We start from the raw sequence: 25,374 nt of genomic DNA on the forward strand, positions 1-25,374 counted from the left end.
ACCGCCAGCGCGTTTCACGACGCAAACTTCTTGATCAACGCGGCGGTGGGTGGGGTCGGGTGGGGTGGGTGGGGTTAGAGGGTTTGGACGGTGGCTATGCGTTCTTCGAGTTGCTCGATGGTGGCCTGGGCGCTGGGTGGGCCGCCGCAGATGCGGCGCAGCTCTGCGTGGATCTTGCCGTGGGGCTGGCCGGTGCGGTGGTGCTGGGCCGCGACCAGGGCGTTGAGCTGACGGCGCAGGGCCACCCGGCGCTGGGCGGCACTCATCGGTGCCGGCGGAGCGGACGCGGGCGCGGCGGACTCCGTCCTCTGCTCGGTCGCTCGACGTCGCTGGGCAGCGAGCTGGTCGGCCTGTCGCTTGGCGAGCAGTGACGCCACCTGTTCCGAGGTGAGCAACCCGGGCAGGCCGAGGTACTCCTCCTCCTCGGGAGTGCCGGCCTGGGCCGCCGTACCGAACGAGGCCCCGTCGAAGATCACTTGATCCAGTTCCGCCGTGGCGGACAGCGCGGCGAAACGCTTCTCCAGTTCACCGCTGGCCTGCTCGTCGCGCTGAGCCCGGTCCAGCAGCTCGTCGTCGAAGCCCTCGCGGTCCTTGGGCTTGCCGAGCACGTGGTCCCGCTCGGCCTCCATCTCGCTGGCCAGCCCGAGCAGGTGCGGCACGCTGGGCAGGAAGACCGACGCGGTCTCCCCGGGGCGCCGGGCCCGGACGAAGCGCCCGATGGCCTGCGCGAAGTACAGCGGGGTGCTGGCACTTGTCGCGTACACACCAACGGCCAGCCGGGGGATGTCGACGCCTTCGGACACCATTCGTACCGCGACCAGCCATCGTTGCTCGGACGCCGCGAACGTCGCGATCCGGGCCGAGGCACCCGCGTCGTCGGAGAGCACCACGCCCGCCCGCTCCCCCGTCACCTGCTCGATGAGCCTGGCGTACGAGCGGGCCGTCTGCTGGTCGCTGGCGATGACGAGGCCGCCCGCGTCGGGCATGCCCGCCTCCCGTAGCACGGTCAGCCGAGCGTCGGCCGCCCGCAGCACCTGCGGCATCCAGTCACCCGCCGGATCCAGGGCGGTACGCCACGCCTGGGCGATGAGATCCTGCGTCATCGGCTCGCCCAGCCGGGCCGCCAGTTCCTCCCCGGCGTTGGTCCGCCATCGGGTCTCACCCGAGTACGCCAGGAACAGCACCGGCCGTACCACGCCGTCGCGCAGCGCGTCGCTGTAGCCGTAGACCGAGTCGGCCCGGGAACGCAGCAGGCCGTCGCCGCCCCGCTCGTAGCTGACGAACGGGATGGGGTTGTCGTCGGACCGGAAGGGCGTACCGGTGAGCATCAGCCGGCGTACCGCCGGCTCGAAGGCCGCCTTCACCCCGTCCCCCCAGGTACGCGAGTCACCGGCGTGGTGGATCTCGTCGAGGATGACCAGGGTCCGGCGGGTCATGGTGCGCCGCCGGTGCACCTGCGGCGCCATTCCGACCTGTGCGTAGGTGACCACGGCGCCGTGGAAGTCGGCCGAGGAGTGCAGGTCGGCGTTGCGGAAGGCGGCGTCGAGTTGGATACCCACCCGGGCCGCCGCCTCCGCCCACTGGGTCTTCAGGTGTTCGGTCGGCGCGACCACGGTGACCGCCTCGACGCTGCCGTCGGCGAGCAGTTCGGCGGCGATCCGCAGGGCGAAGGTGGTCTTACCGGCCCCCGGCGTGGCGACCGCGGTGAAGTCCTCAGCCCGACGGCGCAGGTACTCCACCAGAGCCTTGCGCTGCCAGGCGCGAAGGGACGGGAACGTGTCGAGCGCCGGCGTCCGGACTGCCACGCGTTCGCTCCTCTCCGGCCACGGAATGTCCCGGCCGCAGGCCGGCGGGCCCGGGCCGGGGGGCACGGCGGTCGCCCCACGAAAATGCCTCCGCGCAGCCGAGCCGCGAAGGCCGACACAGCATAACCAGCAGCCGTCCGGCCGCCCACGCGACGCCACACCCGTCACCGAGGTGCCGTTCGCCACTGCTGGCTCACTCCGGCGGCGGCCCCGACAGACCGGTGCGTGGTGGTCGCACCGTCGCCACCGGAGCCGACCAGCGCCGACGCAGGGCGACCAGGCGTACGCCGAAGACCAGCACCACGGCGACGGTGAGCGGGATCGGCCCGGTGTGTCCGAGGCCGTGGAGGAGCACCACCACGATCGAGCCGACGAGCGACGCGACCGCGTAGATCTCCCGCCGCAACACCACCGGAATCTCACCGGTGAGCAGGTCGCGGACGAGTCCCCCACCGATCGCGGTGATCATGCCGATCAGGCAGGCACCGACCGCCGGGACCCGGGCGTCGAGGGCCTTGAGGGTGCCGGCGACGGTGAACAGGCCGAGCCCGGCCGCATCCAGCACCAGGACGGTGGTGCGCAGCCGGGCGAACTGTGGGTGCAGCCAGAAGATCGCTGCGGCGGTCACGGCGGCGGTACCCGCGTAACGCCAGTCGGCGAAGGCCAACGGCGGAACCTCGTCGATGACCAGGTCCCGGACGATCCCGCCGCCGAGGGCGGCGACGAAGCCGACGAAGACCACGCCGAAGAGGTCGAGCCGTTTGGCCACCGCCGCGGAGGCGCCCGAGGCGGCGAAGACCGCGACTCCGGCCAGGTCAGCCAGGAGAAGGGCGGTGGAGGTGGTCACCGCCGCAGGTTACGCGGGCCGCCGCGCGGACCGAGGGCGTCACTCGCGGTACGAGTCGTAGATCTCCTTGCACTTCGGGCAGACCGGTGAACCCGGTTTGGGCGTCTTCGTCACCGGAAACGTCTCCCCGCACAGCGCCACGACGAAGGTGCCCATGACGGCACTCTCGGCGATCTTTTCTTTCCGGACGTAGTGGAACATCTCCGGACCGGTGTCGGCGTCCTTCAGCTCGGGACGTTCGAGGATCTGTGTAGTCACGTCTGCACCTCCAACCGACAAGTCTGGCAGGTCACCCGCACCCGGTCCACCTGAGGTGACCCGGATGGCGAGCGTACGGTGAGCGATTGTGACCGACTTTCATCTTCGCTACGGCACCGAGGTGGCCCGGGCACTGCGCGAGCAGGGGCCCGTGGTCGCTCTGGAGAGCACCATCGTCTCGCACGGCCTGCCCCGGCCGGACAACCTCCGGGTGGCCCGGCAGATCGAACAGGCCGTCCGGGACGCCGGCGCGGTGCCGGCCACCATCGGCATGGTCGCCGGCGAACTCGTGGTCGGGCTCGACGACGCCGAACTGACCCGGCTGGCCACCGCCGACGGGGTGACCAAGCTCTCCGTACGCGACCTCGCGGTGGCGGCCGCATCCGGCGCTGACGGTGCCACCACGGTGGCCGCGACAAGTGCCGTGGCGGCCGCGGCGGGCATCGGCGTGTTCGCCACCGGCGGGCTGGGCGGGGTGCACCGCGAGGCGGCGCAGACCTTCGACGAGTCCGCCGACCTGGTCACCCTGGCACGTACGCCGATCGCGGTGGTCTGCGCCGGGGTGAAGTCGATCCTCGACGTGGGCGCGACCCTGGAGCGGCTGGAGACCCTCGGGGTGGCCGTGGTCGGCTACCGGACCCGCCGGTTTCCGGGCTTCTTCATCACCGACGGCGGCTTCGACCTGGACTGGTCGGTCGACTTCCCGGAACGGGTCGCCGACGTGCTGGCCGCCCGCGAGCAGCACCGGGCACACCATGGCGGGCTGATCGTCGCCAACCCGCTGCCCACCGACGAGCAGCTCGACCCGGACCTGCACGACCGTACCCTCACCGAGGGTCTCGCCCGGCTGGAGCGCGACGGGGTGACCGGCAAGGCCGTCACGCCGTACCTGCTTGCCCACTTCCACTCCGCGACGCAGGGCGCCAGCCTGGCGGTGAACGTCCGGATCATCCTGCGCAACGCCGATCTGGCCGCCCGGATCGCGGTCGCCGCCGCCCAGCGCCGGGTCGACGCGTCGGCGTGACCGGGGTGACCGAGAACGACAGCGGCGGTACCGGCCGGGTCCTGGTCGTCGGCGACGTGGTCACGGACGTGGTGGCGGTGCTCTCCGGACCGTTGGCGTCCGGCTCCGACACCCCGGCGGCGATCAGGTCCACCGGCGGCGGGCAGGCGGCCAACACCGCGTCCTGGCTGGCCGCCCAGGGGGTACCGGTGACCCTGGTGGGCGCGGTCGGCGACGACGGCGCCGGGCGTGACCGGGTGGCGGAGCTGACCGCCGCCGGAGTCGACTGCGCCGTGGAACGGATCGCCGGTACCACCACCGGCACGGTGATCGTGCTGACCGCCGGCGGCGAACGCACCATGGTCACCGAGCGTGGGGCGAACGTACGGCTGCGTCCCGACCACGTGGCCGCGGCGCTGTCCGGTGCGCCGGATGCCACCCACCTGTACCTGTCCGGGTACACCCTGTTGGACGCGGAGTCCCGACCGGCCGGCCTGCGGGCGCTGGCCGGCGCCCGCGAACGCGGCCTGACCACGAGCGTCGACGCGGCCTCCGCGGCACCGCTGCGGGCGGTCGGGCCGGCGGCCTTCCTGAACTGGGTACGCGAGGTCGACCTGCTGCTGGTCAACGTCGACGAGGCCACCGTGCTGGCGGGTGGGCTGGAGCCGGCGGCACAGGGCAGGGCACTGCTCTCCGTGGCCCGTCGGGTGGTGGTCAAACGCGGCGGGGCCGGTGCCGTCTGGGTCGACCGGGACGCGACGATCGTCACCTCGGCGGCGCATCGGGTGACGGTGCGGGACGTGACCGGGGCGGGTGACGCCTTCGCGGCGGGCCTGCTGCGTGCCTGGCTGGCCGGGGCGGCACCCGACGCCGCCCTGGCCCGGGCGGTCGATCTCGGTGCCGCGGCGGTGGCGCAGGTCGGGGCCCGACCCGTTCGTTGAGCCACGCCGGGCGGGTCAGGGCTCGGCGTCGATCACCTTGTGCGGCCGCTCCTCGGCGGCGAGGCTCATCGGGGGCGGCGCCGCCTCGGTGGCCGACCGCGACGAGAAGCGGTTGGCGAGGCGGTGGCGCTCCTTGGGCGGCCGGTCGTTGGCCAGCAGTACCGCGAGCCACGGGATGAGCACCATGCCCAGCGCGACCAGCGGCAGCCAGAGCCAGAGCAGTGGTGCCCGCACCCCGACCAGGATCGCGCCGACGATCACACAGGCGACGCGGACACCCATCATCACGACGTAACGCCGCTGCCGGCTGGTCAGTTGATCATCCTGGCTGCGGGCGGCGTCGGTGATGAGAATCGGCTGGTACGCCTGGCGCTTCACCCGTGGTACCTCCTCTGGAGGGGTCGCACTCCATCCTGTCACTCGGAGCGGGCGAGCGACGAGGATCGTCGCCCCCGAAATTCGTGTTACGCCCGTGGTACGCTCGCCGCGTGGGCAGCAGGTTCAGCTTCACTGACGAGGCGCTGGCCAATCTGCGGGTCTACGACGTCACGCCGGGGGAAGTCTGGGAGGCGCTGCACAGCGGCCGGCGGGTGATCCGCCACCTCGGCGACGACGTGATGGTGGTCTACGCCCCCACCGCCCGCGGACGCCGGGTGGCCGTGCTGCTGGCCGAGACCGACGGCGCCGACAACGACTGGGACGTCCTCTCCGCCCGCGAGTTGAGCGACGTCGAGGCAAAACGCTACGACGAGGCCGTGCGGAATTCTCCGGAGACGAGGAGGCGGTGACGATGAACCGTCACGACGCGATCAAGCAGTTCCACGGCGGCGGCGACCGGATCGCCGATCTGATCGACGAGAGCCAGGCGGTGGGACTGCCCACCCCCGACACCGAGACTCCGATGATCAGCCGGTCGGTCCGGCTGCCGCTGGAGACGTACGAACGGGTCCGGGCCGCCGCCGACGCCCGGGGCATCGGCGTGACGACGCTGATGCGGCAGTGGATCGAGGCGGGCCTGGCCGACCTGGACGACTCGGCGACCGTCTCGCTGGCCGACGTCCGGCGGGCCATCGCCTCGCTGGCCCATCCGAGCGCCGCCTGACGGAATCGTCAGCCGTGCCCGGCGACCCGCGCCGGGCCCACGCGGCGGGGCCGTGGCGCGCACGTCAGGTCGGGAAGTTGGCATCACCCGGATCCGGGCGGTCCAGCGGGGAGGCCGACGACTCCATCGGCTGATCACGAGCCCGCAACCCGTCCACGACGGCCACCACGGCCAGCCCACCGGCAACCACGGACAGCGCCAGCATCGGCGTGCCGAGCAGGAGCAGCGGAGCGGACCCGACCAGCACGAGCGTCATCAGCACCCGTCGGCGGGAGACCCGGGCGAAGATCTCGTACTCGAAACGGGTCCGCCCCAACAGGAACAGGACCGGCCCGCCGACGATGAAGACCAGCCAGGCCGGCTCGACCCGGTCGAACGGTTTCACGATGACCAACTCGTAGCCCACCCCGGTGAGCAGCACGCCGAGCACCATGACCAGGTGCGTGGTGGAAGCGGAGGCACCGAGCCGACCGGGCGACCGGGCCAGCCGCAGCGCCTCGACGAGCAGGTGACCGGCCCGATGGAAGTAGATCCGCCAGAGCAGCGCGGTGGTGAGGAAGGCGACCGTGAAGGCCGCCGCCGCGAGCCGGCCGAACCCCTCGCCGCTGTAGGTGATCCCGATGACCAGGATCGTCTCGCCCAGCGCGATGAGGAAGATCTGCTGGTAGCGCTCCGCGATGTGCTCCCCGGCGATCCGCCAGGCCGAGACCGGCGCCCGCCCCAGCCCGGGCACCGGCCAGCCCAGCAGGTATCCGGTCAGGTCGATGGTGATGGCCAGCGCCCACAGCCCGAATCGCAGGTCGGCGTGCCCGAGCGCGCCGGCCAGCCAGAACGCGCCGGACAGCGCCGCCCAGGCGGCCAGCCGCCACGGCACGGTACGGCGTGGATGTCGACCCAGCACGGCGGCGATGATCAACGGTCGCGCGATCACCGTCACCAGGTAGGCCACCACGAACGGCAACGCCCGCTCCTCGAACCCCCGGGGCACGGTGACGGCCATCACCAGGCTGCCGAACATCGTCCCGACCACGACGAGCTGGATCGTCAGGGCGTCCGGCTCGTACCGGCTGGTGACCCAGTTGATCAATGTCCAGACGTGCCACAGGGCGAGGAAGAGGATCAGGGTCTCCAGGAAGCCCAACACGGTCAGCCCGTGCTCGACCTCGTCGATGAAGCGGACCGAGACCCGGGTGAAGGCGAAGACGAAGGCCAGGTCGAGGAAGAGTTCCAGGAAGGTGGCCCGCGACATGCCGTGCCCACCACGCAGCAGCGCGCCGCCCCGCTGCGCCATCGACCGCCCCCCGCCGTCGTCGGAGGCGGCCCGGTCAGTCGCCGAGTGCGTTCACCTTCGCCGCCGCCTTCATCTGCTGTTTGTACTCCCGAACCAGGCGCAGTGACTCGGCATCGGTCACATCGGCGACGGACCGGTGGGCCTCGGGATCGCCGTAGTGACCCGCAGCCTCCCGCCAGCCCGGCGGTCGCACCCCGAACCGCTTGCCGAGCAGGGCGAGGAAGATCTGGGCCTTCTGCCGACCGAATCCGGGCAGGGCGGTGATCCGCCCGAGCAGCTCGCGGCCGTCGGCCGGGTCCGCCCAGAGCCGGGCCGCATCGCCGTCGTAGCGCTCGACCAGCACCCGGCACACCTGCTGTACCCGGGCCGCCATCGCCTTGGGAAAGCGGTGCAGCGCGGGTGGCTGGGCGAAGATGGCCACCAGGGCCTCCGGATCGAAGTCGGCCAGCTCCCGGGCGTCCAGGTCGTGGCCGAGCCGCTGGGCCAGCACGTACGGCGAGGAGAAGGCCTTCTCCATCGAGACCTGCTGGTCGAGCACCATGCCGACGAGCAGGGCCAGCGGGTCGCGGGCCAGCAGCTGGTTCGCCTGCGGGTCGATGGGCAGCGCGAGCGTCATGCCCTCATCCTGCCCGTACGCCGGTCGGGACGGGCGCCGACACCCACCTCGGACCGACCGGTCGGGGCACGACGTGACGTGGCCCGGCGGATCGGTTTCGCACCGTCCGCCGGGCCGGTTGTGCCGGTGAGGGTCAGTTGACCACGAACAGCAGGCGGTTCGGCGAGCCGCTGCCCGGGCTGGTCACCACGCCCGTGGTGGCGTTGTTGACCAGGTAGCTCTTGACCTGGGCCGGCGAGTAGGACGGGTTGGCGCCGAGCACGAGCGCGGCGGCACCGGCCACGTGCGGCGAGGCCATCGAGGTGCCGCTGATGGTGTTGGTGGCGCTGTTGCTGGTGTGCCAGGCCGACGTGATGCTCGAACCCGGCGCGAAGATGTGCACGCAGGAGCCGTAGTTGGAGAAGGAGGACCGGGCGTCGGTGCTGGTGGTCGAGCCGACGGTGATCGCGGTCGAGGTCCGGGCCGGCGAGTAGTTGCAGGCGTTGGCGTTCGAGTTGCCCGCCGCGACCGCGTAGCTGACGCCGGAGGCGATCGAGTTGCGCACCGCGTTGTCGATGGAGGTGCTGGCGCCGCCACCCAGGCTCATGTTCGCCACGGCCGGCTTCACCGCGTTGGCGGTCACCCAGTTCACCCCGTTGACCACGCTGGTGGTGGTGCCGCCGCCGGAGCAGTTGAGCACCTTCACCGCGACCAGGCGGACCCCCTTGGCCACACCGTGGGTCGAACCGCCGACCGTGCCGGCGACGTGGGTGCCGTGGCCGTTGCAGTCGGTGTTGTTGCTGTCCACGGTGTTGGTGCCCCAGGTGGCCCGGCCGCCGAACTGGCTGTGGGAGGTCCGGATTCCGGTGTCGATGATGTACGCCCGCACGTTCGAGGCGGTGTTCGGGTAGGTGTAGGTGGTGCTCAGCGGCCGGTTGCGCTGGTCGATGCGGTCCAGACCCCAGGTCGCGTTGGTCTGGGTCGCCTGGATCGTGACCACCTGGTCCTGCTCCACGTAGGCAACCGCCGGGTTGGCGGCGAGCCGGGCCGCCTGGGCGGCGGTCATCTTCGCCGCGAAACCGGTGAGCGCGGCGCTGTAGGTGTCGGAGACACTGCCCCCGTACCGCTTGACCAGGGCGCTGGCCCGATCCGGAACGGCGGAGCGAGCCGTCGACGAACCGGCGGCACCGACGGCGTCGGTGCGCAGGACGACCAGGTAGCTGCCGCTGACCGCGTTCGACGCACCGGCGCCACGGATCTCGCCGGTGGGCGCGGCGACCGCCGCGGTGGTGCCGGCCGCCGAGACGGCCGCCGCGGTGGCGACGACGGCGAGCGCCCGGATGAGCTGCCGTCGCGCGGTGGACCCTGAGGACATCGTGCCTCCCTTACCTGGGCGGCCGACCGGGCTTCTGGCCGGGCGGTCCGCACCCTGGACTGAGTTGGAGGGAATGCTAGCGTTAGATCGACAGATATGACATAGATGTCGGTAGATTTAACTTCGGATGTCACGGGCGGTGCTCTCCGGACCCGACGCCACCAGGCAGGATGACGGTGTGCACGGACATGACATGCTGCTCTCCCCCGCCGGCATCGAAGCGCTGCGGACCGCGCTGACCCGGGCGGGCTTCACCGCGAACGGCATCGCCGCGCGGCTCGGCCCGCAGGCGACCGGCGGGGTCGCCCGCAACGACTTCCGGGCCGCGCTGCGCGCCACCGCCGACCGGGATCCCCTGGCCACCCTGATCCGGGTGTTCATCTGCGAGCAGACCGAACCGGAGGCGGCGGTGGCGGCCGCGCTGGCGCCGCTGCCGCTCACCGACGCGCTCGACGCCGGGATCGTCGAACGGCACGGCGACGGGCTGCGGATGGGACTGGACCTGGAGCCGTACGGCGACGACTGGTGGGTCCTCGCGGACGTGCCGGCCAGCGCCCGCCCGGGCCGCCCGCTGCACGCCGAACACGTGCTCGGCATCGGCGGCGCGACCCAGACGATGATCGGGGCAGCCGTCCGACGGCCGGTGGACAGCGCGCTGGACCTGGGTACCGGCTCGGGCGTGCAGGCACTGCACCTGGGCACCCACGCCCGGCGGGTCACCGCCACCGACGTGTCCCGGCGGGCGCTGCGCTTCGCCGCCACCACCGCCGCCCTCAACGGTCAGGAATGGGAGTTGCTGCACGGTGACCTGGTGGCCCCGGTCGCCGGCCGGCGGTTCGACCTCGTGGTGAGCAACCCGCCGTTCGTGGTCGGGCCGGGCACCACCACCCACGTCTACCGCGACTCCGGCCGGGTCGGCGACGCCATCGGCGCGGAGCTGGCCGCCGCCGCCCCCGGCCTGCTCACCGAGGGCGGCACCATGCAGTACCTCGCCAACTGGGTGCACGTGACCGGCGAGGACTGGGGCGAGCGGGTCGCCGGCTGGTTCGCCGGTACCGGCCTGGACGCCTGGGTCATCCAGCGCGAGGTCGCCGACCCGATGGCGTACGTGAACCTGTGGCTGACCGATGTCGGGGAGGCCACCGACCCGCAGCGGATGGCCGACTGGCTCGACTGGTTCGACGCGCACAAGGTGGAGGCGATCGGCTTCGGCATCGTCTCGCTGCGTCGCGGCGACCGCGACGACCCGGTGCTGCGGGTGGAGGACCTGCGCCAGCGGGTACAGCCACCGATGGGCGACCGGATCGCCGACTGGTTCGACCGGCAGGACTGGCTGCACGGACGCGAGACCGACGGGCTGCTGACCGCGCGGTATCGCGCCGCCGACGGGCTCCAACTGCGCCAGGAGGCGACGATGGGCACCGACGGTTGGGGGGTGGACCGGCAGGTCCTCGCCCTGCCCGACGGACTGCGCTGGACCGAGGAGATCGACCCACTGGTGCTGGCCCTGGTGGGCGGGGCCGACGGGCGGTTGCCGCTGCGTGACCAGCTCGCGCTGCTCGCCGTCGCCCACGACGTGGCCGTCGACGAACTGGCCGAGGCGGCCGGGCCGATCGTGGCGCACCTGGTGGAGCGCGGCTTCATCGCGCCGGTGCAGCCGTGAGCCGCCCGATGCCTGCACGCTCGGCAAGCGGTCGCGCGCCGGTGGTCGCCTGATGCGGGCCGTGGTGCAGACCGTCGGCCGGGCCAGCGTGACCGTCGACGGCGAGGTGGTCGGCGCGGTCGACGACGGGTTACTGGTGCTGCTCGGAGTCACCCACAGCGACACGGCCGAGATCGCTCGGACGATGGCCCGCAAGGTGCACGAGCTGCGCATCCTGGACGACGAGCGGTCGGCGGCGGAGATCGGCGCGCCGATCCTCGTGGTCAGCCAGTTCACCCTCTACGGCGACGCCCGCAAGGGCCGCCGCCCGAGCTGGACCGCGGCCGCCCCGGCCGAGGTGGCGGAACCGCTCGTCGAGGAGACGATCCGGGCGCTGCGCGAGCGTGGTGCGACGGTCGAGACCGGCCGCTTCCGCGCGCACATGCTGGTGGAGAGCGTCAACGTCGGCCCCCGCACCATCCTCCTCGACCTGTAGCGCAACTTTTTGTTGCACGTTCCACCGGCGCCCCCTAGAGTCATACGCAACCACAGGTTGCAGGTATGGAGGAGCGGATGGAGTACGGCAGCATCGAACGCGAGATCCACATCGACGCCACGCCCGAAGTGGTCTACGAAGTCGTCACCGCGCCCGAACACCTGCGGCAATGGTGGCCGGACGACGCGGACCTCGAACCGGTCCCCGGCGCGACCGGGACGATCACCTTCGGCGACACGCCGAACACCCAGGTCGTGCCACTGACCGTGGTGGCGGCCGACCCGCCCCGGCGCTTCTCGTTCCGGTGGGTGTACGACGATCTCGCCGTCGCGACGCCGACCAACTCGCTCCTGGTGACCTTCGACCTGGTCCCGTCGGGCGCCGGGACGCTGCTGCGACTCACCGAGACCGGGTTCCGGGAGCGGGGCTGGCAGGCGGCCGTGCTCGAGGAGCACTACCGCGACCACGTCACCGGCTGGGACCACTTCCTGCCCCGCCTCGTCGATTACGTGGCGCGCCTGGTGTCGGCTCGATGAGCGTCGGCGTCGACGACGACCTCTGGTCCGCCGTCGGGGATCCGACCCGGCGGCGGATGCTCGACCTGCTGCTGACCGACGGCGGCGGCACGGCGACCACGCTGAGCGAGCAGCTGCCGGTCACCCGGCAGGCGGTCGCCAAACACCTCGGCGTACTCGGCCGGGTCGGGCTGGTCCACGGCACGCCGTCCGGCCGCGAACGCCGCTACGAGGTCGACGAGACACAACTCGCCCGTGCGGTCGCGCAACTGTCATCGGTCGGCGCTACCTGGGACGCGCGGTTGCGACGGATCAAGCGGATCGCCGAGGCGATCCAGCGCGGCCAGCAGAGCTGAATCCACCCACCCGATCGCCGCCACGTCCGTGGCGGCGCGATCCATCCTGCCCATGGATGGGCGTCATCACCCAGAAACGAGGTATCGAGATGCTGGACATCCTGCACCGGGTCGGCGTCACGTCGGCTGCCGAGGACGTCTACACGGCCCTGACCACCGTCGACGGGCTCGCGAACTGGTGGACCGAGGACACGGGCGGCGACGGCGACGTCGGCGGGGTGCTCCGGTTCCGCTTCATCCCCGGCGGCTTCGACATGAAGGTCCTGGAGACTCGGCCGGCCGAGCTGGTGCTCTGGGAGGTCGTCGACGGTCCCGAGGAGTGGATCGGCACCCGGGTCCGCTTCGAGCTGAAGCGGGAGGGCGACTTCACGATCGTGCTGTTCCGGCACGAGGGTTGGCGCGAGCCGGTGGAGTTCATGTACCACTGCAGCACCAAGTGGGCGATCTACCTGATGAGTCTCAAGCGGCTGGTCGAGACCGGTAAGGGCGAGCCCGCGCCGCACGACGTGCAGATCAGCAACTGGCACTGAGGTACGGCGCGGGTTCGCGGAGTTCAGCCGAAGAGGCCGCGGCGTTGCAGCGACTGACGCAGCCAGCCGTCGAGCTGGGCGGCAAGGTCGGTGTTGGCCGCCGAGGCGTGCTCGACGGCGAAGCGACCGAAGACGTCGCGGCCCTCGGTGAACAGTCCGCCCCGCTTGTCCAGCTCCAACACCACCTGCACCTGCCGAGGATCGGTGACGAAGGTGACCTCCAGCTGCTTCATCGCGCCCGCGTACTGCGGCGGTGGGTAGAACTCGATCTCCTGGTAGAACGGCAACGTCTGGTGTACGCCGTAGATGTGCCCGCGTTCCACGTCGGCACGGGAGAACCGGAAACCGAGCCGTAGCAGCGCTTCCAGCAGTCGCTCCTGGGCCGGCAGCGGGTGCACCGCCACCGCGTCCACATCACCCTTGTCGACCGCGCGGGCCACCTCCAGTTCGGTACGCAGACCCATCGTCATGCCGTGCAGGTGCTGCCCGTACAGCTCGGTGAGCGGGGTCTCCCACGGCACCTCGAACCGGAACGGGACGTCGTATCGCTGCCCCGCCTCCAGCCGGAACGGGCCGGTGACCTGCTGGCGCTGGAACTCCTGGTTGGTGGTGTACTCGTTGTCCCCGCTCTCCACCTCCACCCGGGTGAGCAGCCCCAGGGCCACATAGGACACGTCGACCCCGTGGTCGCCGCCGGTGACCGCGATGCTGCCCTCCAGGTGGCCGCCCGGCCGGCAGTTCGGATTCGACAGCACCGTCTCCACCGACGGACCACCGACTCCCATCGCCTGCATGAGCCGTTTGAACACCACGATTGCCTCCGTCGCTCGATCGCCCGCATCCGGGCCGGTACGCCGGCCCGACGGCCGACCGCTGGCACGGTAACCGGCGCCGACAAGCCCGGTCGGCCGAACCGCCGAACCGCCGTGTCGCCGAGTGCCGACTCAGAGACTGTCGGTTCCCCGATCGCCTCACTCCCGTTTTACGCCCCGACCGCCAAGCTGTTTGTCACCGGCGCGACTGGCCGGCGGGACACGGCACGGACGTGGACACGGGGAGAGACTGAGATGGCCCAGCAGATGACGGAGCACCGGACGCACGCCGGCACCGAGGCGGAGCACGGCGTCGACACCCTGACCGACCTGGACGCCACCGACGAGCGCGGCGTCTCCACCGACCTGGTCCGGGCATACCTCAACGGAATCGGTCGGACCAAGCTGCTCACCGCCGTACAGGAGGTGGACCTGGCGAAGCGGATCGAGGCCGGCCTGTTCGCCGAGGAGAAGCTGAGCACCTGCACCCCGGTCTCCGAGGAGCTGCGTGCCGACCTGGAACTCGTCGCGCGGCAGGGCCGGGCGGCCAAGAACCACCTGCTGGAGGCGAACCTGCGGCTGGTGGTCAGCATCGCCAAGCGGTACACCGGTCGGGGCATGGCCTTCCTCGACCTCATCCAGGAAGGCAACCTCGGCCTGATCCGCGCGGTGGAGAAGTTCGACTACACCAAGGGCTACAAGTTCTCCACCTACGCCACCTGGTGGATCCGACAGGCCATCACCCGCGCCATGGCCGACCAGGCCCGCACCATCCGCATCCCGGTCCACATGGTCGAGCAGGTGAACCGGATGGTTCGCGCCCGTCGGGAGCTGGCGGTGTCGCTGGGTCGGGAGCCCACGGTCGCCGAGGTGGCCCGCGCGCTCGACGTGCCGGAGTTCCAGGTGATCGAGCTGATCTCCTATGACCGGGAGCCGGTGAGTCTGGACCAGGCTGTCGGCGAGGACGGTGAGAGCGCCCTCGGTGACTTCGTCGCCGCCGTCGACCCCGCCGCCGGACCGGGGGACGCCGCCACCCAGGGCGAACTGCGCAACGAGGTGAGCATCGTGCTGGCCACGCTCTCGCAGCGCGAGCAGGCCGTGATCCGGTTGCGGTTCGGCCTCGACGACGGCCGGCAGCGCACCCTGGACGAGGTCGGCCGCGAGTTCGGCCTCTCCCGGGAACGGATCCGGCAGATCGAGAAGGTGACGCTGCTCAAGCTGCGGGCACCGGAGCGGGCGCAGCGGCTCGAGGCGTACGCCTGCTGAGCTGAGCGTTCGGCCATCGGCCCCCGGCGGTTCGCCGGGGGCCGATGCGCTGTTCCCACTTGACGGCAGGGACACGGTCAGATACAAACCTCTTGGTTATCAAACCGAAAGGTTATATGACGTGCTCACCGATCTGGACGCCACCTTCGCCGCCCTCGCCGACCCGACCCGGCGGGCCATCCTCGCCCGGTTGGCGACCGGCGAGGCCACCGTCACCGAACTCGCCGCCCCCTTCGCGATGAGTCAACCGGCCGTCTCCAAACACCTGCGGGTGCTGGAACGTGCCGGACTGGTCAGCCGAGGACGCGACGCCCAACGGCGCCCGTGCCGCCTCGAAGCCGCGCCGCTGCGGGAGGCCACCGCCTGGCTCGCCGCGTACCGCGACCACTGGGCCGAGCGCTATCAACGTCTCGACGCCCTGCTCGCCGAGCTGCGCGCGGCCGGGGAAGGACAGCACGGCGGTACGGCCCGGTGATCGACGACCATCTGGTGGTCGACACGCCGGGAGATCGGGAAATCGTGCTGAGCCGGGTCTTCGACGCACCGGCACAGCTCGTGTTCGCCGCCTTCACCCGCCCCGAGCTGCTCGTCCGCTGGTACGGCGCACGCGGCTGGCAGTTGGTCGGGTGCGAGGTGGACCTGCGGGTGGGCGGGCGGTGGCGCTTCGAGTCGCAGGGCCCCGACGGGGAGCGGATGGTCCAGCGCGGGGTCTACCGGACGATCAACCCGCCGCACGGCCTCGTCTGCACCGAACGCTTCGACGACCAGTCGTACCCCGGCGAGACCCTGGTCAGCCACACGTTCACCGAACTGGCCGGGCGGACCACCGTCACCACCGCCCTGCGCTACGCCACCCCCGAGGGACGAGACATCGCCCTGCGGTACCCGATGGTCCGCGGGGTCTCCGAGAGCTTCAGCCGACTCGCCGAACTGCTGGCGACGGGAACAGGAGGACCGCAATGAACTGGACGCTGGAAGTGGTCGTCGTACCGGTCTCCGACGTGGACCGGGCCAAGGATTTCTACGCCGAACGGCTCGGTTTCGCCGTCGACCACGACACGGTGATCAGCGACGACGTCCGCATCGTGCAGCTGACCCCGCCCGGGTCCGGCTGCTCGATCGTCATCGGCAAGGGTGCCGTGCCGATGATGCCGCCGGGGTCGCTGAAGGGGCTTCAACTCGTCGTACCGGACCTCGGCAAGGCCCGCGCCGAGCTGCTCGAACGCGGCGTCGAGGTGAGCGAGATCCAGGTGCTCGGCGAGAACCCGCGCCCGGTGCCGGACCCGCTGGACAACGTCGGTTTCGTCTTCTTCGCCGACCCCGACGGTAACGCCTGGGCGGTGCAGCAGATCTCCAGCCGAGCCTGACCCACCACCCTTCACAGCCGGCGGGGGCCGGTGTCGGGGCGCGGCACGTCGGCCGAGCCGATCCGGACGTTCGCGTGCAGCACCGACAGACCGTCGGGCCGGGCGAGCACCGGGTTCAACGTCAGCGCCCGGACCCGGGGCTGGTCGTCGGCGAGACGACCGACCCGCAGCAGCAGATCGGCCAGGGCGGCGCGATCGACCGGCGCGGCGCCCCGATGGCCACGGAGCAACGGGGCCGCCCGAGGCGCGTCGACCAGCTCGGCGGCGTCCCGGTCGGTCAACGGCACGGCCCGCCACGCGCGGTCGCCGAGCAGTTCCGTGGCGACCCCGCCGAGCCCGAACCCGACCACCGGCCCGAACGCCGGGTCCTCGACCAACTCCACCACACAGGCCACCCCGGGCGGCACCATCGGCTGCACCAGAACCTCCGCACCGAAGGCCGCCGCCAGCTCCGAACCGGCGCGGCGCACGGCGGCGGCGTCCGACAGGTCGAGGCGGACCGCACCGAGGTCGAGTCGGTGCCGCAGCCCCGGCGCCGCGGCCTTGAGCGCCACCGGGAACCCGAGCCGGGTGGCCGCCTCGACAGCCTCGTCGACCGAGGCGGCCGGCACCGACTCGACCACCTCGATGCCGTACGCGGCCAGCAGCGCCGCCACGTCGGTGTCGTCCGCCCGCAGCGCCGCCTGCGCCGCCCTCGGGTCGACCCCGGACAGCTCCGGCAGGGTGCCGGTCGGCCGGCGCAGCCACTGCGCGTACGCGGTGACCCGGCCCAGCGCCCGGACCGCCTCCTCCACACTCGGGTACGAGGGCATCCCGGCCGGGGCACGGCCGACGAGGAAGGTCGCCACCGCCGGCTTGCCGCCGGACAGCGCCGCGGGCAGGGCCGCGGTGAGGTCGGCCTCGGTGCCGGTGAACTGGCCGGGCAGCGGCGGCGCGAAGAGCGCCACCAGGGCGTCGACCGAATCGTCGGCGGCGGCACCGGCCAGCGCCTCGGCGAACTCGGCCGCGCTCGCCCTCGGCCCCACGTCACGCGGGTAACCGTCGGCCACGGTGAGACCCTGGGCCGCGCAGGCGGTGGCCGCGAGCCCGGTCAGCGCCGACGAGTTGCCGACCACGCCGACCCGGTCGCCGGCCGGCAGCGGCTGGTTGGCCAGCAGCACCCCGACGTCGAGCAGCTCGCCGACGGTGTCCACCCGGATCACCCCGGACTGGGCGAACAGCGCGCTTACGGCCGTGGCGTCCGGGCCGGTGGCGTCACCCACCCCCGGCGGGCGGGCCGGTGAGGCCAACGCCACCACCGGTTTGTCCCGGCCGATGCGCCGGGCCAGCCGGGCGAACTTGCGCGGGTTACCGAAGGTCTCCAGGTACAACATGATCACGTCGGTGCCGGCGTCGTCCTGCCAGTACTGCAACAGGTCGTTGCCGGAGACGTCGGCCCGGTTGCCGGCCGAGACGAAGCTGGACAGGCCGAGCCCGCGCCGGTCCGCCTCGGCCAGCAGCGCCACGCCGAACGCGCCGGACTGGCTGAAGATGCCGACCCGGCCCGGCACCGGCAGGCGCGGGGCGAGGGTGGCGTTGAGGCGTACCGCCGGGTCGGTATTGGCCACCCCCAGGCAGTTCGGGCCGATCACCCGCATGCCCGCCGCGTGGGCCGCGCGGACCAGCGCACGCTGCGCGGCGGCGCCCTCGACACCGGCCTCGGCGAAGCCGGCGGAGATCACCACCAGTCCGTGCGCCCCGGCCGCCGCGGCGTCGGCGACCACCGCGGCGGCGGCCTCGGGGGGCACCGCCACCACCGCCAGGTCGACCGGCAGCCCGGCATCGGCCGCCGACGGGTACGCGGGCAGCCCCGCCACCCGCGCCGCGCTCGGGTGCACCGGCACCACCGACCCGGTGAACCCGCCGTCGCGCAGGTGTCCGAGCACCGCCGCACCGACTCCCTGACCGGTGGCGCTGGCCCCGTAGACGGCGACGCCACGCGGGGCGAGCAGCCGGGCGATGGACCGTGCCTCGGTGCGGTGCTCCCGCCCGCGCTGCACCTCCAGGGTCGCCTCGGTGGGCGCGATCGGGAAGCTCAGATGCACCACCCCGTCGGCGAACTCGCGCTGGATCTGGTACCCGAAGTCGGCGAACACCCGCAGCATCTGCCCGTTGGCCGGCAGCACCTCGGCCACGAAGTTGACGATCCCGGCCCGGCGGGCGGCGTCGGCGAGATGCTCCATCAACACCGAACCGATGCCCCGCCCCTGGTAGGCGTCCTCCACCACGAAGGCCACCTCGGCGTCGGGCGCGGCCGGGCCGAGCCGTTCGTAGCGGCCCACGGCGACGATCCGGTCGCCGGCCAGCACCACGAACGCCTCCCGGTCGCGGTGGTCGACGTTGACGAAGCGGTGCAGGTCCCGCTCCGGGATCCGGGGGTACGGCGAGAAGTAGCGCAGGTACCGGGTGCGTTCGGAGAAGCGGGAGTGCATCGCCACGATCTCGGGCGCGTCGGACGGGTCGATCGGCCGCAACTGGACCGTGCTGCCGTCGCTGAGCAGCACGTCCACGGCGTATTCGGCAGTGGTCACCTCGGACGGCCCTCCCCGGCCGGCTCAGTCAGTCACGCGGATCGTGCGGGTCGAGGCCGAGCAGCGGGAAGACCGCTTTGCGGGTCGCCGCGATCGCCCGGTCGACCGCGCTCGGTTCCCCGGTGGGCTGCCACGGCTCGTACCCCGGGTCGACGTCGTCGGTCATCCGCAGCGGCACGTCGAAGCCCGGCCGGCGGGTGGCGGCCAGTTCCCGCCAGGCCGGCGGAGTCAACGTCGCCGGATCCAACGGCGCGCCGGTGGCCACCGCCAGCAGATGCGTCCAGGCCCGGGGCACCACCTCGACCAGGGCGTACCCACCGCCGCCGGTGGCCACCCAACGCCCGTCGCACAGCTCGTCGGCGAGCGCCCGCAACGCCAGGTAGGTGGCGCGCTGCCCGTCGACGGACAGGTGCAGGTCGGCGAGGGGGTCGACCCGGTGGGCGTCCGCCCCGCACTGGGTGAACAGGAGTTGTGGACGGAACGCCCGCAGCACCGACGGCACGACCGCGTGGAAGGCACGCTGCCAACCGGCGTCCTCGATGCCGGGCGGCAACGGGATGTTGACCGCGGTGCCCGCGGCGTTCGGGCCACCGGTCTCGTCCGGGAAGCCGGTGCCCGGGAACAGCGCGAGCGGCGTCTCGTGCAGGCTGACCGTCAGCACCCGGGGGTCGTCCCAGAAGATCTGCTGCACCCCGTCGCCGTGGTGCACGTCCACGTCGACGTACGCGATGCGCTCGGCACCCAGGTCGAGCAGGCGGGCGATGGCCACCGCCGGGTCGTTGTAGACACAGAATCCGGCCGCTCGGGCCGGCATCGCGTGATGCAGGCCGCCAGCGACGTTGACCGCCCGGCGGGCCGTGCCCCGCCACACCGCCTCGGCCGCGATCACGCTCGCCCCCGCGACCAGCGCGCTGGACTCGTGCATTCCGTCGAAGACGGGATTGTCCGACGTGCCCAGACCGAACCCGGCGAAGAGCGGATCGCGCGGCGCGATCCGGACCGCGTCCAGGTAACGCGGATCGTGCACCCGGGTGAGCAGAGCGTCGTCGGCCGGTGTCGGCGGCACCAGGCGCACCCCGGCCCGTTCCAGCACGCCCAGTTCCCGAGCCAGGGCGATGGTCAGTTCCACCCGCACCGGATCGAGCGGATGGTCACCGAGGTCGTAGGCGAGCAACGACTCGTCCCACACCACCACCGTGTCGTCGGACATCTGCCCATGGTCGCACGACGGCCGGTCGGCGGCCCGGCGGCCGGGCCCGGCGACCCGGGCCTGCCGCCGCCGGGCCCGCGACACGGCCACCGGGTGTCGGGACGGTCAGGTGTCGGTGGCGACCGGTCGGTCCGGGTCGGCGACCCAGTTGCTCCACGAACCCACGTAGAGCGCGGCGTCCGTGCGGCCGACCAGATGCAACGCGAGCACGGCCTGGGCTCCGGTCACCCCCGATCCGCAGTACGCCCCGACGGGAGCCTCGGCGGCCACGCCGACAGCGGCGAAACGGTGCCGCAGGGTCTCGGCGGCCGGGAAGCGACCCTCGGTGACGTACTCGGGCGCCGGCAGGTTCACCGCGCCGGGGATGTGACCGGCGACCGGGTCGATCGGCTCGTGCTCGCCCCGGTAACGGGGCGCGGCCCGCACGTCGATCAGTACGCCGTCGCCGGCCGCCAGGCGGGCGGCTGCCGTGGCGTCCAGCACCGGCAGGGCCCCCGGGCGGACGGTCACGTCGCCCGGTACCGGAGCGGGTCGGTCGGTGCTGACCGGCAGGCCGGCCGCCGTCCAGGCCGGGTAGCCGCCGTGCAACAGCCGGACCGCCCGGTGCCCCGCCCAGCGCAGCGTCCACCAGGCCCGCGCCGCGGACATCCCGTCACCGCCGTCGTACACCACCACCGGGTGCCCGGCCCGCACGCCGGCCGCCCGCAACGCCGCCTCCAGCGCGACCGGTTCGGGCAGCGGGTGCCGCCCGGCCGGGCCGGGAGCGCCGCACAGCGCGGTGTCCAGGTCGACGAAGACCGCGCCCGGTAGATGTCCGGCCAGGTAGTCGTCCCGTCCGGGCGGCCCGATCAGACGCCAGCGGACATCGAGCAGGGTGGGCGGGTCGACGCCGTCGAGCTCGGCGGCGAGCCGCTCGGCCTCGACCAGAAGTTCCTCGCTAGCGGGCATGGCCCCCAGTCAACACCACGAGTGACATGCCCGACGGCTCGGCAACCGACCTCCAGGGTGCGGCAGGGTACCATCGAGGCCTGGAGGGCCGCTGACACCATGAAGACCCACGACCTGGTCGATACGACCGAAATGTACTTGCGTACGATCCTCGAACTCGAGGAGGAGGGTGTGCCTCCGCTGCGCGCCCGGATCGCCGAACGCCTGCGCCAGAGCGGCCCCACGGTCAGTCAGACCGTTGCCCGGATGGAACGCGACGGCCTGCTCACCGTGGAAGGTGACCGGCACCTCAGCCTCACCGACCAGGGGCGCAACGCCGCCGTCTCGGTGATGCGCAAGCACCGGCTCGCCGAGCTGCTGCTGGTCAACGTGATCGGGATGCCCTACGAGGAGGCCCACGAGGAGGCCTGCCGCTGGGAGCACGTGATGAGCGACGCGGTCGAGAAGCGGGTCTACGACCTGCTCAACCGGCCGACCCGGTCGCCCTACGGCAACCCGATCCCGGGACTGGACGAGTTGGGCTCGCCCCAGTCCGAGCCTGAGCCGACGGACGTCGAGCGCAACCTGGCCTTCCCCGGTCTGACCGGCACGGTCATCGTGCGACGGATCTGTGAGAGCGTGCAGACCGACGCCGAGGTGCTGCGGCAACTACACGCGGCCGGTGTCGACCCGGGTGCCACGGTGACGGTGGCGCAGGAACGCGACGCCGTGTCGATCGACCGCTCCGGCGAGAGCGTCCGGCTGCCCCGCGAGATCGCCTCCCGCGTCTTCGTCGCCGCCGCCTGAGCACGGCGAGCTCACTCCACGTACGGGCAGTGTCGACAGCCCCGGCCGCAACAGGTGCCCCGGCGGGCCAGGAAACCGGCCGTGAGGACGAACAGCCCGGTCTCCGGGTCCAGGTAGCCGGCGTCGCCCGCGGCCAGGGCGGCGGCATGCTCGGTGAGGATGCGCTGCCGGCCCGGGTGATCGAGCGGCAACCGGGACGGGTGCGGCTCGGTCAGCGGCCGAGCCGCCAGGGGCCGTCGTTCTCCGCTCATCACCGGCAGTCTAGGTTCTCCCCGGTCGCGTCCATCCGCACTGGCACCGCCCAGTGACGGGACGGAGGATCAAGTCGATGAAGGAGTCCCCATGGCCCAGTACGCGGTCCTGATCTACTCGCCGGCACCGGCCGACCCGATGGACCTCACCCCCGACTACATCGCCCTGCTGGACCGGTACCCCGCGCAGGTGGCCGAGCTTGGCGGGCAGATCGTGACGGGCTTCGCCCTGCAACCGAGCACCACCGCCACCGCGGTGCGCGGCGACCTCGTCACCGACGGCCCGTTCATCGAGGCCAAGGAGGTCGTCGCCGGGTTCTTCGTGCTGGAGGCGCCCGACCTGGACACCGCCGTGCGAATCGCCAAACTGAACCCGGCCACCATTCACGGCGGGGTGGAGGTCCGGCCGCTGTTCGAGCCGCCCGCCGAGTGAACGCCGCCGAGCGCGCCGTCGTGCCGGCCACGACCGCCGAGGTCGAACGGGCCGTCGCGGACGCACACCGCCGCGAGTGGACCTTCGTGCTCGCCGCCACGGCGCGCGTCGCCGGTGACTTCGACCTCGCCGAGGAGAGCGTCCAGGAGGCGTACGTGGCCGCGCTCGGCGCCTGGGCCCGCGACGGCGTACCGGAGCGTCCCGGTGCCTGGCTCACCGCCACGGCCCGGCGCAAGGCCCTCGACGTGCTGCGCCGACGGCAGGTGCTCCGCGCGAAACTGCCCCTGCTCGTGGAACCGGACCAGGTGGAACCGGACGTCCCGGACGAGGTGGCCGTGCCGGACGACCGGCTGCGCCTGGTCTTCACCTGCTGCCATCCGGCGCTCGCCCGGGAGGCGCAGGTGGCGCTCACCCTGCGCCTGGTCTGTGGGGTGAGCACCGCCGACATCGCCAGCGCCTTCCTGGTCCCCGAGCCGACCATGGCGGCGCGGATCACCCGCGCCAAGAAGAGAATCACCGCCGCCCGGATCCCCTACCGGGTCCCCGAGGCCGTCGAACTGCCCGACCGGCTCGACGGGGTGCTCACCGTCGTACACCTGCTCTACACCACCGGGCACACCGCACCCAGCGGCGGCGACCTGGTCCGCGCCGACCTGGTCGACCGCGCGCTGCACCTGGCCCGGATGCTGGCCGCCCTGCTGCCCGACGAGCCGGAGGTACGCGGGCTGCTCGCGCTGCTGCTGCTCACCGACGCCCGCCGGGCCACCCGTACCGACGCCGAGGGCCGGCTGCTGCGCCTGGAGGACCAGGACCGCACCGGTTGGGACCGGGACGCCATCGCCGAGGGGCACCGTCTGGTACTCGACGCGTTCCGCACCGGACGCACCGGCCGGTACGCGATTCAGGCTGCCATCGCCTCGCTGCACGCCCACGCGCCCAGCTACCAGGCCACCGACTGGCCGCAGATCGTCCGGCTCTACGACGCGTTGCTGGCTCGCTGGCCCTCCCCGGTGGTCTCGTTGAACCGGACGGTCGCGGTGTCGATGGTGGACGGACCGGCCGTGGCGCTCGCCGAGGTCGACGCTCTCGCCCGGGACCCGCGGCTGGCCGGCTACCACTACCTGCCGGCGATCCGGGCCGACCTGCTGCGCCGGCTCGGCCGCGACGCCGAGGCGGCGGGTGCCTACCGGGATGCCCTGGACCTGGTCGACAACGATGCCGAACGGGACTTCCTCACCACCCGTCTCGGGGAGGTCCTCGCCTCCTGACGACGTTTGCGCTGGGCTATCGGGCGGAGGGCGGGAAGGTCGCCCGGTAGTCGCGGGGACTGACGCCGACAAGCTGCCGGAAGCACGCCCGGAAGGCCGTCGGGGACGTGAAGCCGACCAGCTCACCGATCCGCTCGACCGGCTGGTCGCTGCGCTCCAGCAGGTGCTGCGCCCGACGGACCCGGTGTCGGCTCAGCCAACGCATCGGGGTGGTGCCGGTCTGGTCGCGGAAGTGCCGGCTCAACGATCTCGGGCTCATCGTCGCGTACGCGGCGATCTCGGCCAGGGTGAGCGGACGATGCAGGTTGTCGGTGAGCCAGGCCAGCAGCGGTTCGAGACTGTGCCCGGCCGGCGCGGGTGGCTCGTACGCGATGAACTGTGCCTGCCCACCGGCCCGCTCCAACGGCATCACGCAGCTACGGGCGGTCTCGGCGGCCACGGCGGCGCCGTGGTCGCGGCGTACCACGTGCAGGCAGAGGTCGAGCCCGGCGGCGGCACCGGCCGAGGTCAACACCGGCGCGTCCTCGACGAACAGCACGTCCGGGTCGACGATGACGCTCGGATACCGGCGGGCCAGCTCGGCCGCGGCGGCCCAGTGGGTGGTGGCCCGCCGACCGTCGAGCCGGCCGGCGGCGGCCAACACGAAGGCGCCGGTGCAGATCGACAGCAGCCGGGCCGGGCTGTCGGCCAGCGCCACGCGGACCGCCTCCGGCAGCGGCGCGTCCAGGTCGGCGATTCCCGGTACGACCACCGTGTCCGCCTCGGCCATCGCGGACAGGTCGTACGGCACCCGCAGCCCGAACGCTCCGGCCCGGACCTCGTCGGTCGCCCCGCAGACCCGGACCTGGTACGCGGCAGCACCGTCGGCCCGTCGAGCCCGGCCGAACACCTCGACCGGCACGGACAGGTCGAACGGGACCACACCGTCGTACGCGACCACCACCACTCGGTGCATCCGCCCATTCTGGCGAGAACCCGTCGGTCGATGGCTCGCCGGCCCCTGCTCTCCAGCGCCGCCGGTACCTAGATTCACCGCTCGTGAACATCGTCGTGCCGCTGCTCATCGGCATCCTCTACGTCTGCCTCAACTCGCTGATCCGGGAACCGCACCGCCGCCGTCTCAACGCCATCATGATCGCGGGAGCGGGCGCGGCGTACCTGAGCGGTGGTGGGCTCGGTGCGTGGGAGTTCCCGTTCGTGGCCGTGCTGGTCTACGTGGCCTTCCGTGGGCTGGAGTCGTGGCGGTGGATCGGCGTCGGCTGGCTGCTGCACACCGGCTGGGACATCGTCCACCACCTGAAGGGCAACCCGATCATCCCCTTCGCCCACGACTCGTCGTTCGGCTGCGCTATCTGCGACCCGGTCATCGCGCTCTGGTGCCTGACCGGCGGCTGGTCATTGCGGGACCTGCTCCACCTCCGCTCGTCACGAAATCTTGGTGCGAAACCGCCCTCGGAGGGGCGGCTTCGCACCAAGATCCCATGGTTGTCGCTCGGTACGGTGCGGGGATGGACTGCTATGTGTGCCGCAGCGAGGAGCGGTTCGACGCGTTGCCGCCACGGGAACGCGTAGACACCGACGAGCACTGGCGGGTGGTGCACGCGTTCGACAGTCGGCTACCCGGCTGGCTGGTGCTCGTCCCCCCGCCGGCACGTCACGTCGATCGCCGACCTGACCGACGCCGAGGCGGCCAGCCTCGGCACCTGG

Annotated in this window: 30 protein-coding genes; 17 read left to right on the top strand and 13 right to left on the bottom strand. The window is 72.3% G+C overall.

Annotation, left to right across the window (positions count from 1 at the left end; all coding sequences use genetic code 11):
• Positions 1-74: 74 nt before the first annotated feature.
• From O3597_RS17530 to O3597_RS17540, 3 genes are all read right to left on the bottom strand, one after another.
• Positions 75-1,805 carry a DEAD/DEAH box helicase gene (locus O3597_RS17530; protein ID WP_281601796.1) on the bottom strand — a complete coding sequence of 577 codons (1,731 nt, stop codon included), beginning with the start codon at positions 1,803-1,805 and terminating at the stop codon, positions 75-77.
• Between the two features lie 193 nt (positions 1,806-1,998).
• Entirely contained in the window at positions 1,999-2,652 is a 654-nt protein-coding gene (locus tag O3597_RS17535) for a trimeric intracellular cation channel family protein (RefSeq protein WP_164445578.1), read from the bottom strand.
• Between the two features lie 39 nt (positions 2,653-2,691).
• Positions 2,692-2,910 (bottom strand): DUF3039 domain-containing protein, encoded by a 219-nt coding sequence (locus O3597_RS17540; RefSeq protein ID WP_164445579.1) that lies wholly within the window; start codon positions 2,908-2,910, stop codon positions 2,692-2,694.
• 88 nt (positions 2,911-2,998) lie between these two features.
• On the opposite strand from O3597_RS17540, the gene O3597_RS17545 reads away from it, so the two are divergent.
• Both O3597_RS17545 and O3597_RS17550 read left to right on the top strand, forming a co-directional pair.
• On the top strand, positions 2,999-3,934 hold the full coding sequence (locus O3597_RS17545) for a pseudouridine-5'-phosphate glycosidase (RefSeq protein ID WP_348650291.1): 936 nt from the start codon (positions 2,999-3,001) through the stop codon (positions 3,932-3,934).
• Between the two features lie 5 nt (positions 3,935-3,939).
• On the top strand, positions 3,940-4,854 hold the full coding sequence (locus tag O3597_RS17550; protein ID WP_164445581.1) for a PfkB family carbohydrate kinase: 915 nt from the start codon (positions 3,940-3,942) through the stop codon (positions 4,852-4,854).
• 15 nt (positions 4,855-4,869) lie between these two features.
• Here the strand turns inward: O3597_RS17550 and O3597_RS17555 are convergent, their stop codons facing one another.
• Positions 4,870-5,232, bottom strand: a complete 363-nt coding sequence (locus tag O3597_RS17555; RefSeq protein ID WP_164445582.1) for a DUF3099 domain-containing protein — start codon at positions 5,230-5,232, stop codon at positions 4,870-4,872.
• A 110-nt stretch (positions 5,233-5,342) separates the two neighbouring features.
• Here O3597_RS17555 and O3597_RS17560 point away from each other — a divergent pair, with 110 nt between their 5' ends.
• Complete coding sequence (locus O3597_RS17560; RefSeq protein WP_232511440.1) at positions 5,343-5,642, top strand: hypothetical protein; 300 nt, start codon at positions 5,343-5,345, stop codon at positions 5,640-5,642.
• Between the two features lie 2 nt (positions 5,643-5,644).
• Positions 5,645-5,956: a hypothetical protein gene (locus O3597_RS17565; RefSeq protein WP_164445584.1), complete on the top strand. Its 312-nt coding sequence runs from the start codon at positions 5,645-5,647 to the stop codon at positions 5,954-5,956.
• A gap of 64 nt (positions 5,957-6,020) precedes the next feature.
• On the opposite strand, the gene O3597_RS17570 is transcribed toward O3597_RS17565, so the two are convergent.
• The 3 genes from O3597_RS17570 to O3597_RS17580 all read right to left on the bottom strand — a co-directional run bounded on the left by O3597_RS17570 (position 6,021) and on the right by O3597_RS17580 (position 9,217).
• Positions 6,021-7,247, bottom strand: a complete 1,227-nt coding sequence (locus O3597_RS17570; RefSeq protein WP_281601797.1) for a low temperature requirement protein A — start codon at positions 7,245-7,247, stop codon at positions 6,021-6,023.
• Between the two features lie 34 nt (positions 7,248-7,281).
• The gene (locus tag O3597_RS17575; RefSeq protein ID WP_281601798.1) at positions 7,282-7,863 is read right to left on the bottom strand and encodes an HhH-GPD-type base excision DNA repair protein; all 582 of its coding nucleotides are present in this window, start codon (positions 7,861-7,863) and stop codon (positions 7,282-7,284) included.
• A gap of 133 nt (positions 7,864-7,996) precedes the next feature.
• On the bottom strand, positions 7,997-9,217 hold the full coding sequence (locus tag O3597_RS17580) for a S8 family peptidase (RefSeq protein ID WP_164445587.1): 1,221 nt from the start codon (positions 9,215-9,217) through the stop codon (positions 7,997-7,999).
• A 178-nt stretch (positions 9,218-9,395) separates the two neighbouring features.
• Here O3597_RS17580 and O3597_RS17585 point away from each other — a divergent pair, with 178 nt between their 5' ends.
• From O3597_RS17585 to O3597_RS17605, 5 genes are all read left to right on the top strand, one after another.
• Positions 9,396-10,880, top strand: coding sequence for a methyltransferase (locus tag O3597_RS17585; protein WP_281604572.1), 1,485 nt, complete (start codon positions 9,396-9,398; stop codon positions 10,878-10,880).
• Positions 10,881-10,932: 52 nt separating this feature from the next.
• On the top strand, positions 10,933-11,355 hold the full coding sequence (dtd, locus tag O3597_RS17590) for a D-aminoacyl-tRNA deacylase (RefSeq protein ID WP_281601799.1): 423 nt from the start codon (positions 10,933-10,935) through the stop codon (positions 11,353-11,355).
• A 77-nt stretch (positions 11,356-11,432) separates the two neighbouring features.
• Positions 11,433-11,891: an SRPBCC family protein gene (locus tag O3597_RS17595; protein WP_164445977.1), complete on the top strand. Its 459-nt coding sequence runs from the start codon at positions 11,433-11,435 to the stop codon at positions 11,889-11,891.
• Positions 11,888-12,226 (top strand): metalloregulator ArsR/SmtB family transcription factor, encoded by a 339-nt coding sequence (locus O3597_RS17600; protein WP_164445589.1) that lies wholly within the window; start codon positions 11,888-11,890, stop codon positions 12,224-12,226. The genes O3597_RS17595 and O3597_RS17600 overlap by 4 nt, the downstream gene beginning before the upstream one ends.
• 89 nt (positions 12,227-12,315) lie before the next feature.
• On the top strand, positions 12,316-12,756 hold the full coding sequence (locus O3597_RS17605; RefSeq protein ID WP_208020812.1) for an SRPBCC domain-containing protein: 441 nt from the start codon (positions 12,316-12,318) through the stop codon (positions 12,754-12,756).
• A 23-nt stretch (positions 12,757-12,779) separates the two neighbouring features.
• Here O3597_RS17605 and O3597_RS17610 read toward each other — a convergent pair whose 3' ends face one another.
• Complete coding sequence (locus O3597_RS17610) at positions 12,780-13,568, bottom strand: sporulation protein (RefSeq protein ID WP_281601800.1); 789 nt, start codon at positions 13,566-13,568, stop codon at positions 12,780-12,782.
• Between the two features lie 255 nt (positions 13,569-13,823).
• Between O3597_RS17610 and sigB the strand changes: the two genes are divergently transcribed.
• The 4 genes from sigB to O3597_RS17630 all read left to right on the top strand — a co-directional run bounded on the left by sigB (position 13,824) and on the right by O3597_RS17630 (position 16,201).
• A complete protein-coding gene (gene sigB, locus O3597_RS17615; RefSeq protein WP_269739252.1) occupies positions 13,824-14,834 on the top strand; it encodes an RNA polymerase sigma factor SigB in 1,011 nt (336 codons plus the stop codon).
• Between the two features lie 121 nt (positions 14,835-14,955).
• The gene (locus tag O3597_RS17620) at positions 14,956-15,309 is read left to right on the top strand and encodes a metalloregulator ArsR/SmtB family transcription factor (RefSeq protein ID WP_281601801.1); all 354 of its coding nucleotides are present in this window, start codon (positions 14,956-14,958) and stop codon (positions 15,307-15,309) included.
• The gene (locus tag O3597_RS17625; RefSeq protein WP_281601802.1) at positions 15,306-15,797 is read left to right on the top strand and encodes an SRPBCC family protein; all 492 of its coding nucleotides are present in this window, start codon (positions 15,306-15,308) and stop codon (positions 15,795-15,797) included. Before O3597_RS17620 ends, O3597_RS17625 begins: the two co-directional genes overlap by 4 nt.
• Entirely contained in the window at positions 15,794-16,201 is a 408-nt protein-coding gene (locus O3597_RS17630) for a VOC family protein (protein WP_164445593.1), read from the top strand. Before O3597_RS17625 ends, O3597_RS17630 begins: the two co-directional genes overlap by 4 nt.
• 11 nt (positions 16,202-16,212) lie before the next feature.
• On the opposite strand, the gene O3597_RS17635 is transcribed toward O3597_RS17630, so the two are convergent.
• The 3 genes from O3597_RS17635 to O3597_RS17645 form a co-directional block, all read right to left on the bottom strand.
• On the bottom strand, positions 16,213-18,771 hold the full coding sequence (locus O3597_RS17635) for a bifunctional GNAT family N-acetyltransferase/acetate--CoA ligase family protein (protein WP_281601803.1): 2,559 nt from the start codon (positions 18,769-18,771) through the stop codon (positions 16,213-16,215).
• A gap of 28 nt (positions 18,772-18,799) precedes the next feature.
• A complete protein-coding gene (locus O3597_RS17640) occupies positions 18,800-19,981 on the bottom strand; it encodes an acetoin utilization protein AcuC (RefSeq protein WP_164445594.1) in 1,182 nt (393 codons plus the stop codon).
• Positions 19,982-20,086: 105 nt separating this feature from the next.
• Positions 20,087-20,929 (bottom strand): sulfurtransferase, encoded by an 843-nt coding sequence (locus O3597_RS17645; RefSeq protein WP_281601804.1) that lies wholly within the window; start codon positions 20,927-20,929, stop codon positions 20,087-20,089.
• A 99-nt stretch (positions 20,930-21,028) separates the two neighbouring features.
• Here O3597_RS17645 and O3597_RS17650 point away from each other — a divergent pair, with 99 nt between their 5' ends.
• Complete coding sequence (locus tag O3597_RS17650) at positions 21,029-21,715, top strand: metal-dependent transcriptional regulator (protein WP_164445595.1); 687 nt, start codon at positions 21,029-21,031, stop codon at positions 21,713-21,715.
• Between the two features lie 11 nt (positions 21,716-21,726).
• Here the strand turns inward: O3597_RS17650 and O3597_RS17655 are convergent, their stop codons facing one another.
• Complete coding sequence (locus tag O3597_RS17655) at positions 21,727-21,966, bottom strand: DUF5522 domain-containing protein (RefSeq protein ID WP_164445596.1); 240 nt, start codon at positions 21,964-21,966, stop codon at positions 21,727-21,729.
• Between the two features lie 91 nt (positions 21,967-22,057).
• Between O3597_RS17655 and O3597_RS17660 the strand changes: the two genes are divergently transcribed.
• Both O3597_RS17660 and O3597_RS17665 read left to right on the top strand, forming a co-directional pair.
• A complete protein-coding gene (locus O3597_RS17660) occupies positions 22,058-22,399 on the top strand; it encodes a YciI family protein (RefSeq protein WP_281601805.1) in 342 nt (113 codons plus the stop codon).
• Positions 22,400-22,485: 86 nt separating this feature from the next.
• Positions 22,486-23,667 (top strand): DUF6596 domain-containing protein, encoded by a 1,182-nt coding sequence (locus O3597_RS17665; protein ID WP_281604573.1) that lies wholly within the window; start codon positions 22,486-22,488, stop codon positions 23,665-23,667.
• A gap of 16 nt (positions 23,668-23,683) precedes the next feature.
• On the opposite strand, the gene O3597_RS17670 is transcribed toward O3597_RS17665, so the two are convergent.
• Entirely contained in the window at positions 23,684-24,622 is a 939-nt protein-coding gene (locus O3597_RS17670) for a helix-turn-helix domain-containing protein (protein ID WP_281601806.1), read from the bottom strand.
• Positions 24,623-24,705: 83 nt separating this feature from the next.
• Between O3597_RS17670 and O3597_RS17675 the strand changes: the two genes are divergently transcribed.
• Positions 24,706-25,239 carry a DUF6010 family protein gene (locus O3597_RS17675; RefSeq protein ID WP_281601807.1) on the top strand — a complete coding sequence of 178 codons (534 nt, stop codon included), beginning with the start codon at positions 24,706-24,708 and terminating at the stop codon, positions 25,237-25,239.
• Positions 25,240-25,374: the final 135 nt, after the last annotated feature.

Source organism: Verrucosispora sp. WMMA2044, assembly GCF_027497155.1.
Taxonomy (GTDB): Bacteria; Actinomycetota; Actinomycetes; order Mycobacteriales; family Micromonosporaceae; genus Micromonospora; species Micromonospora palythoicola.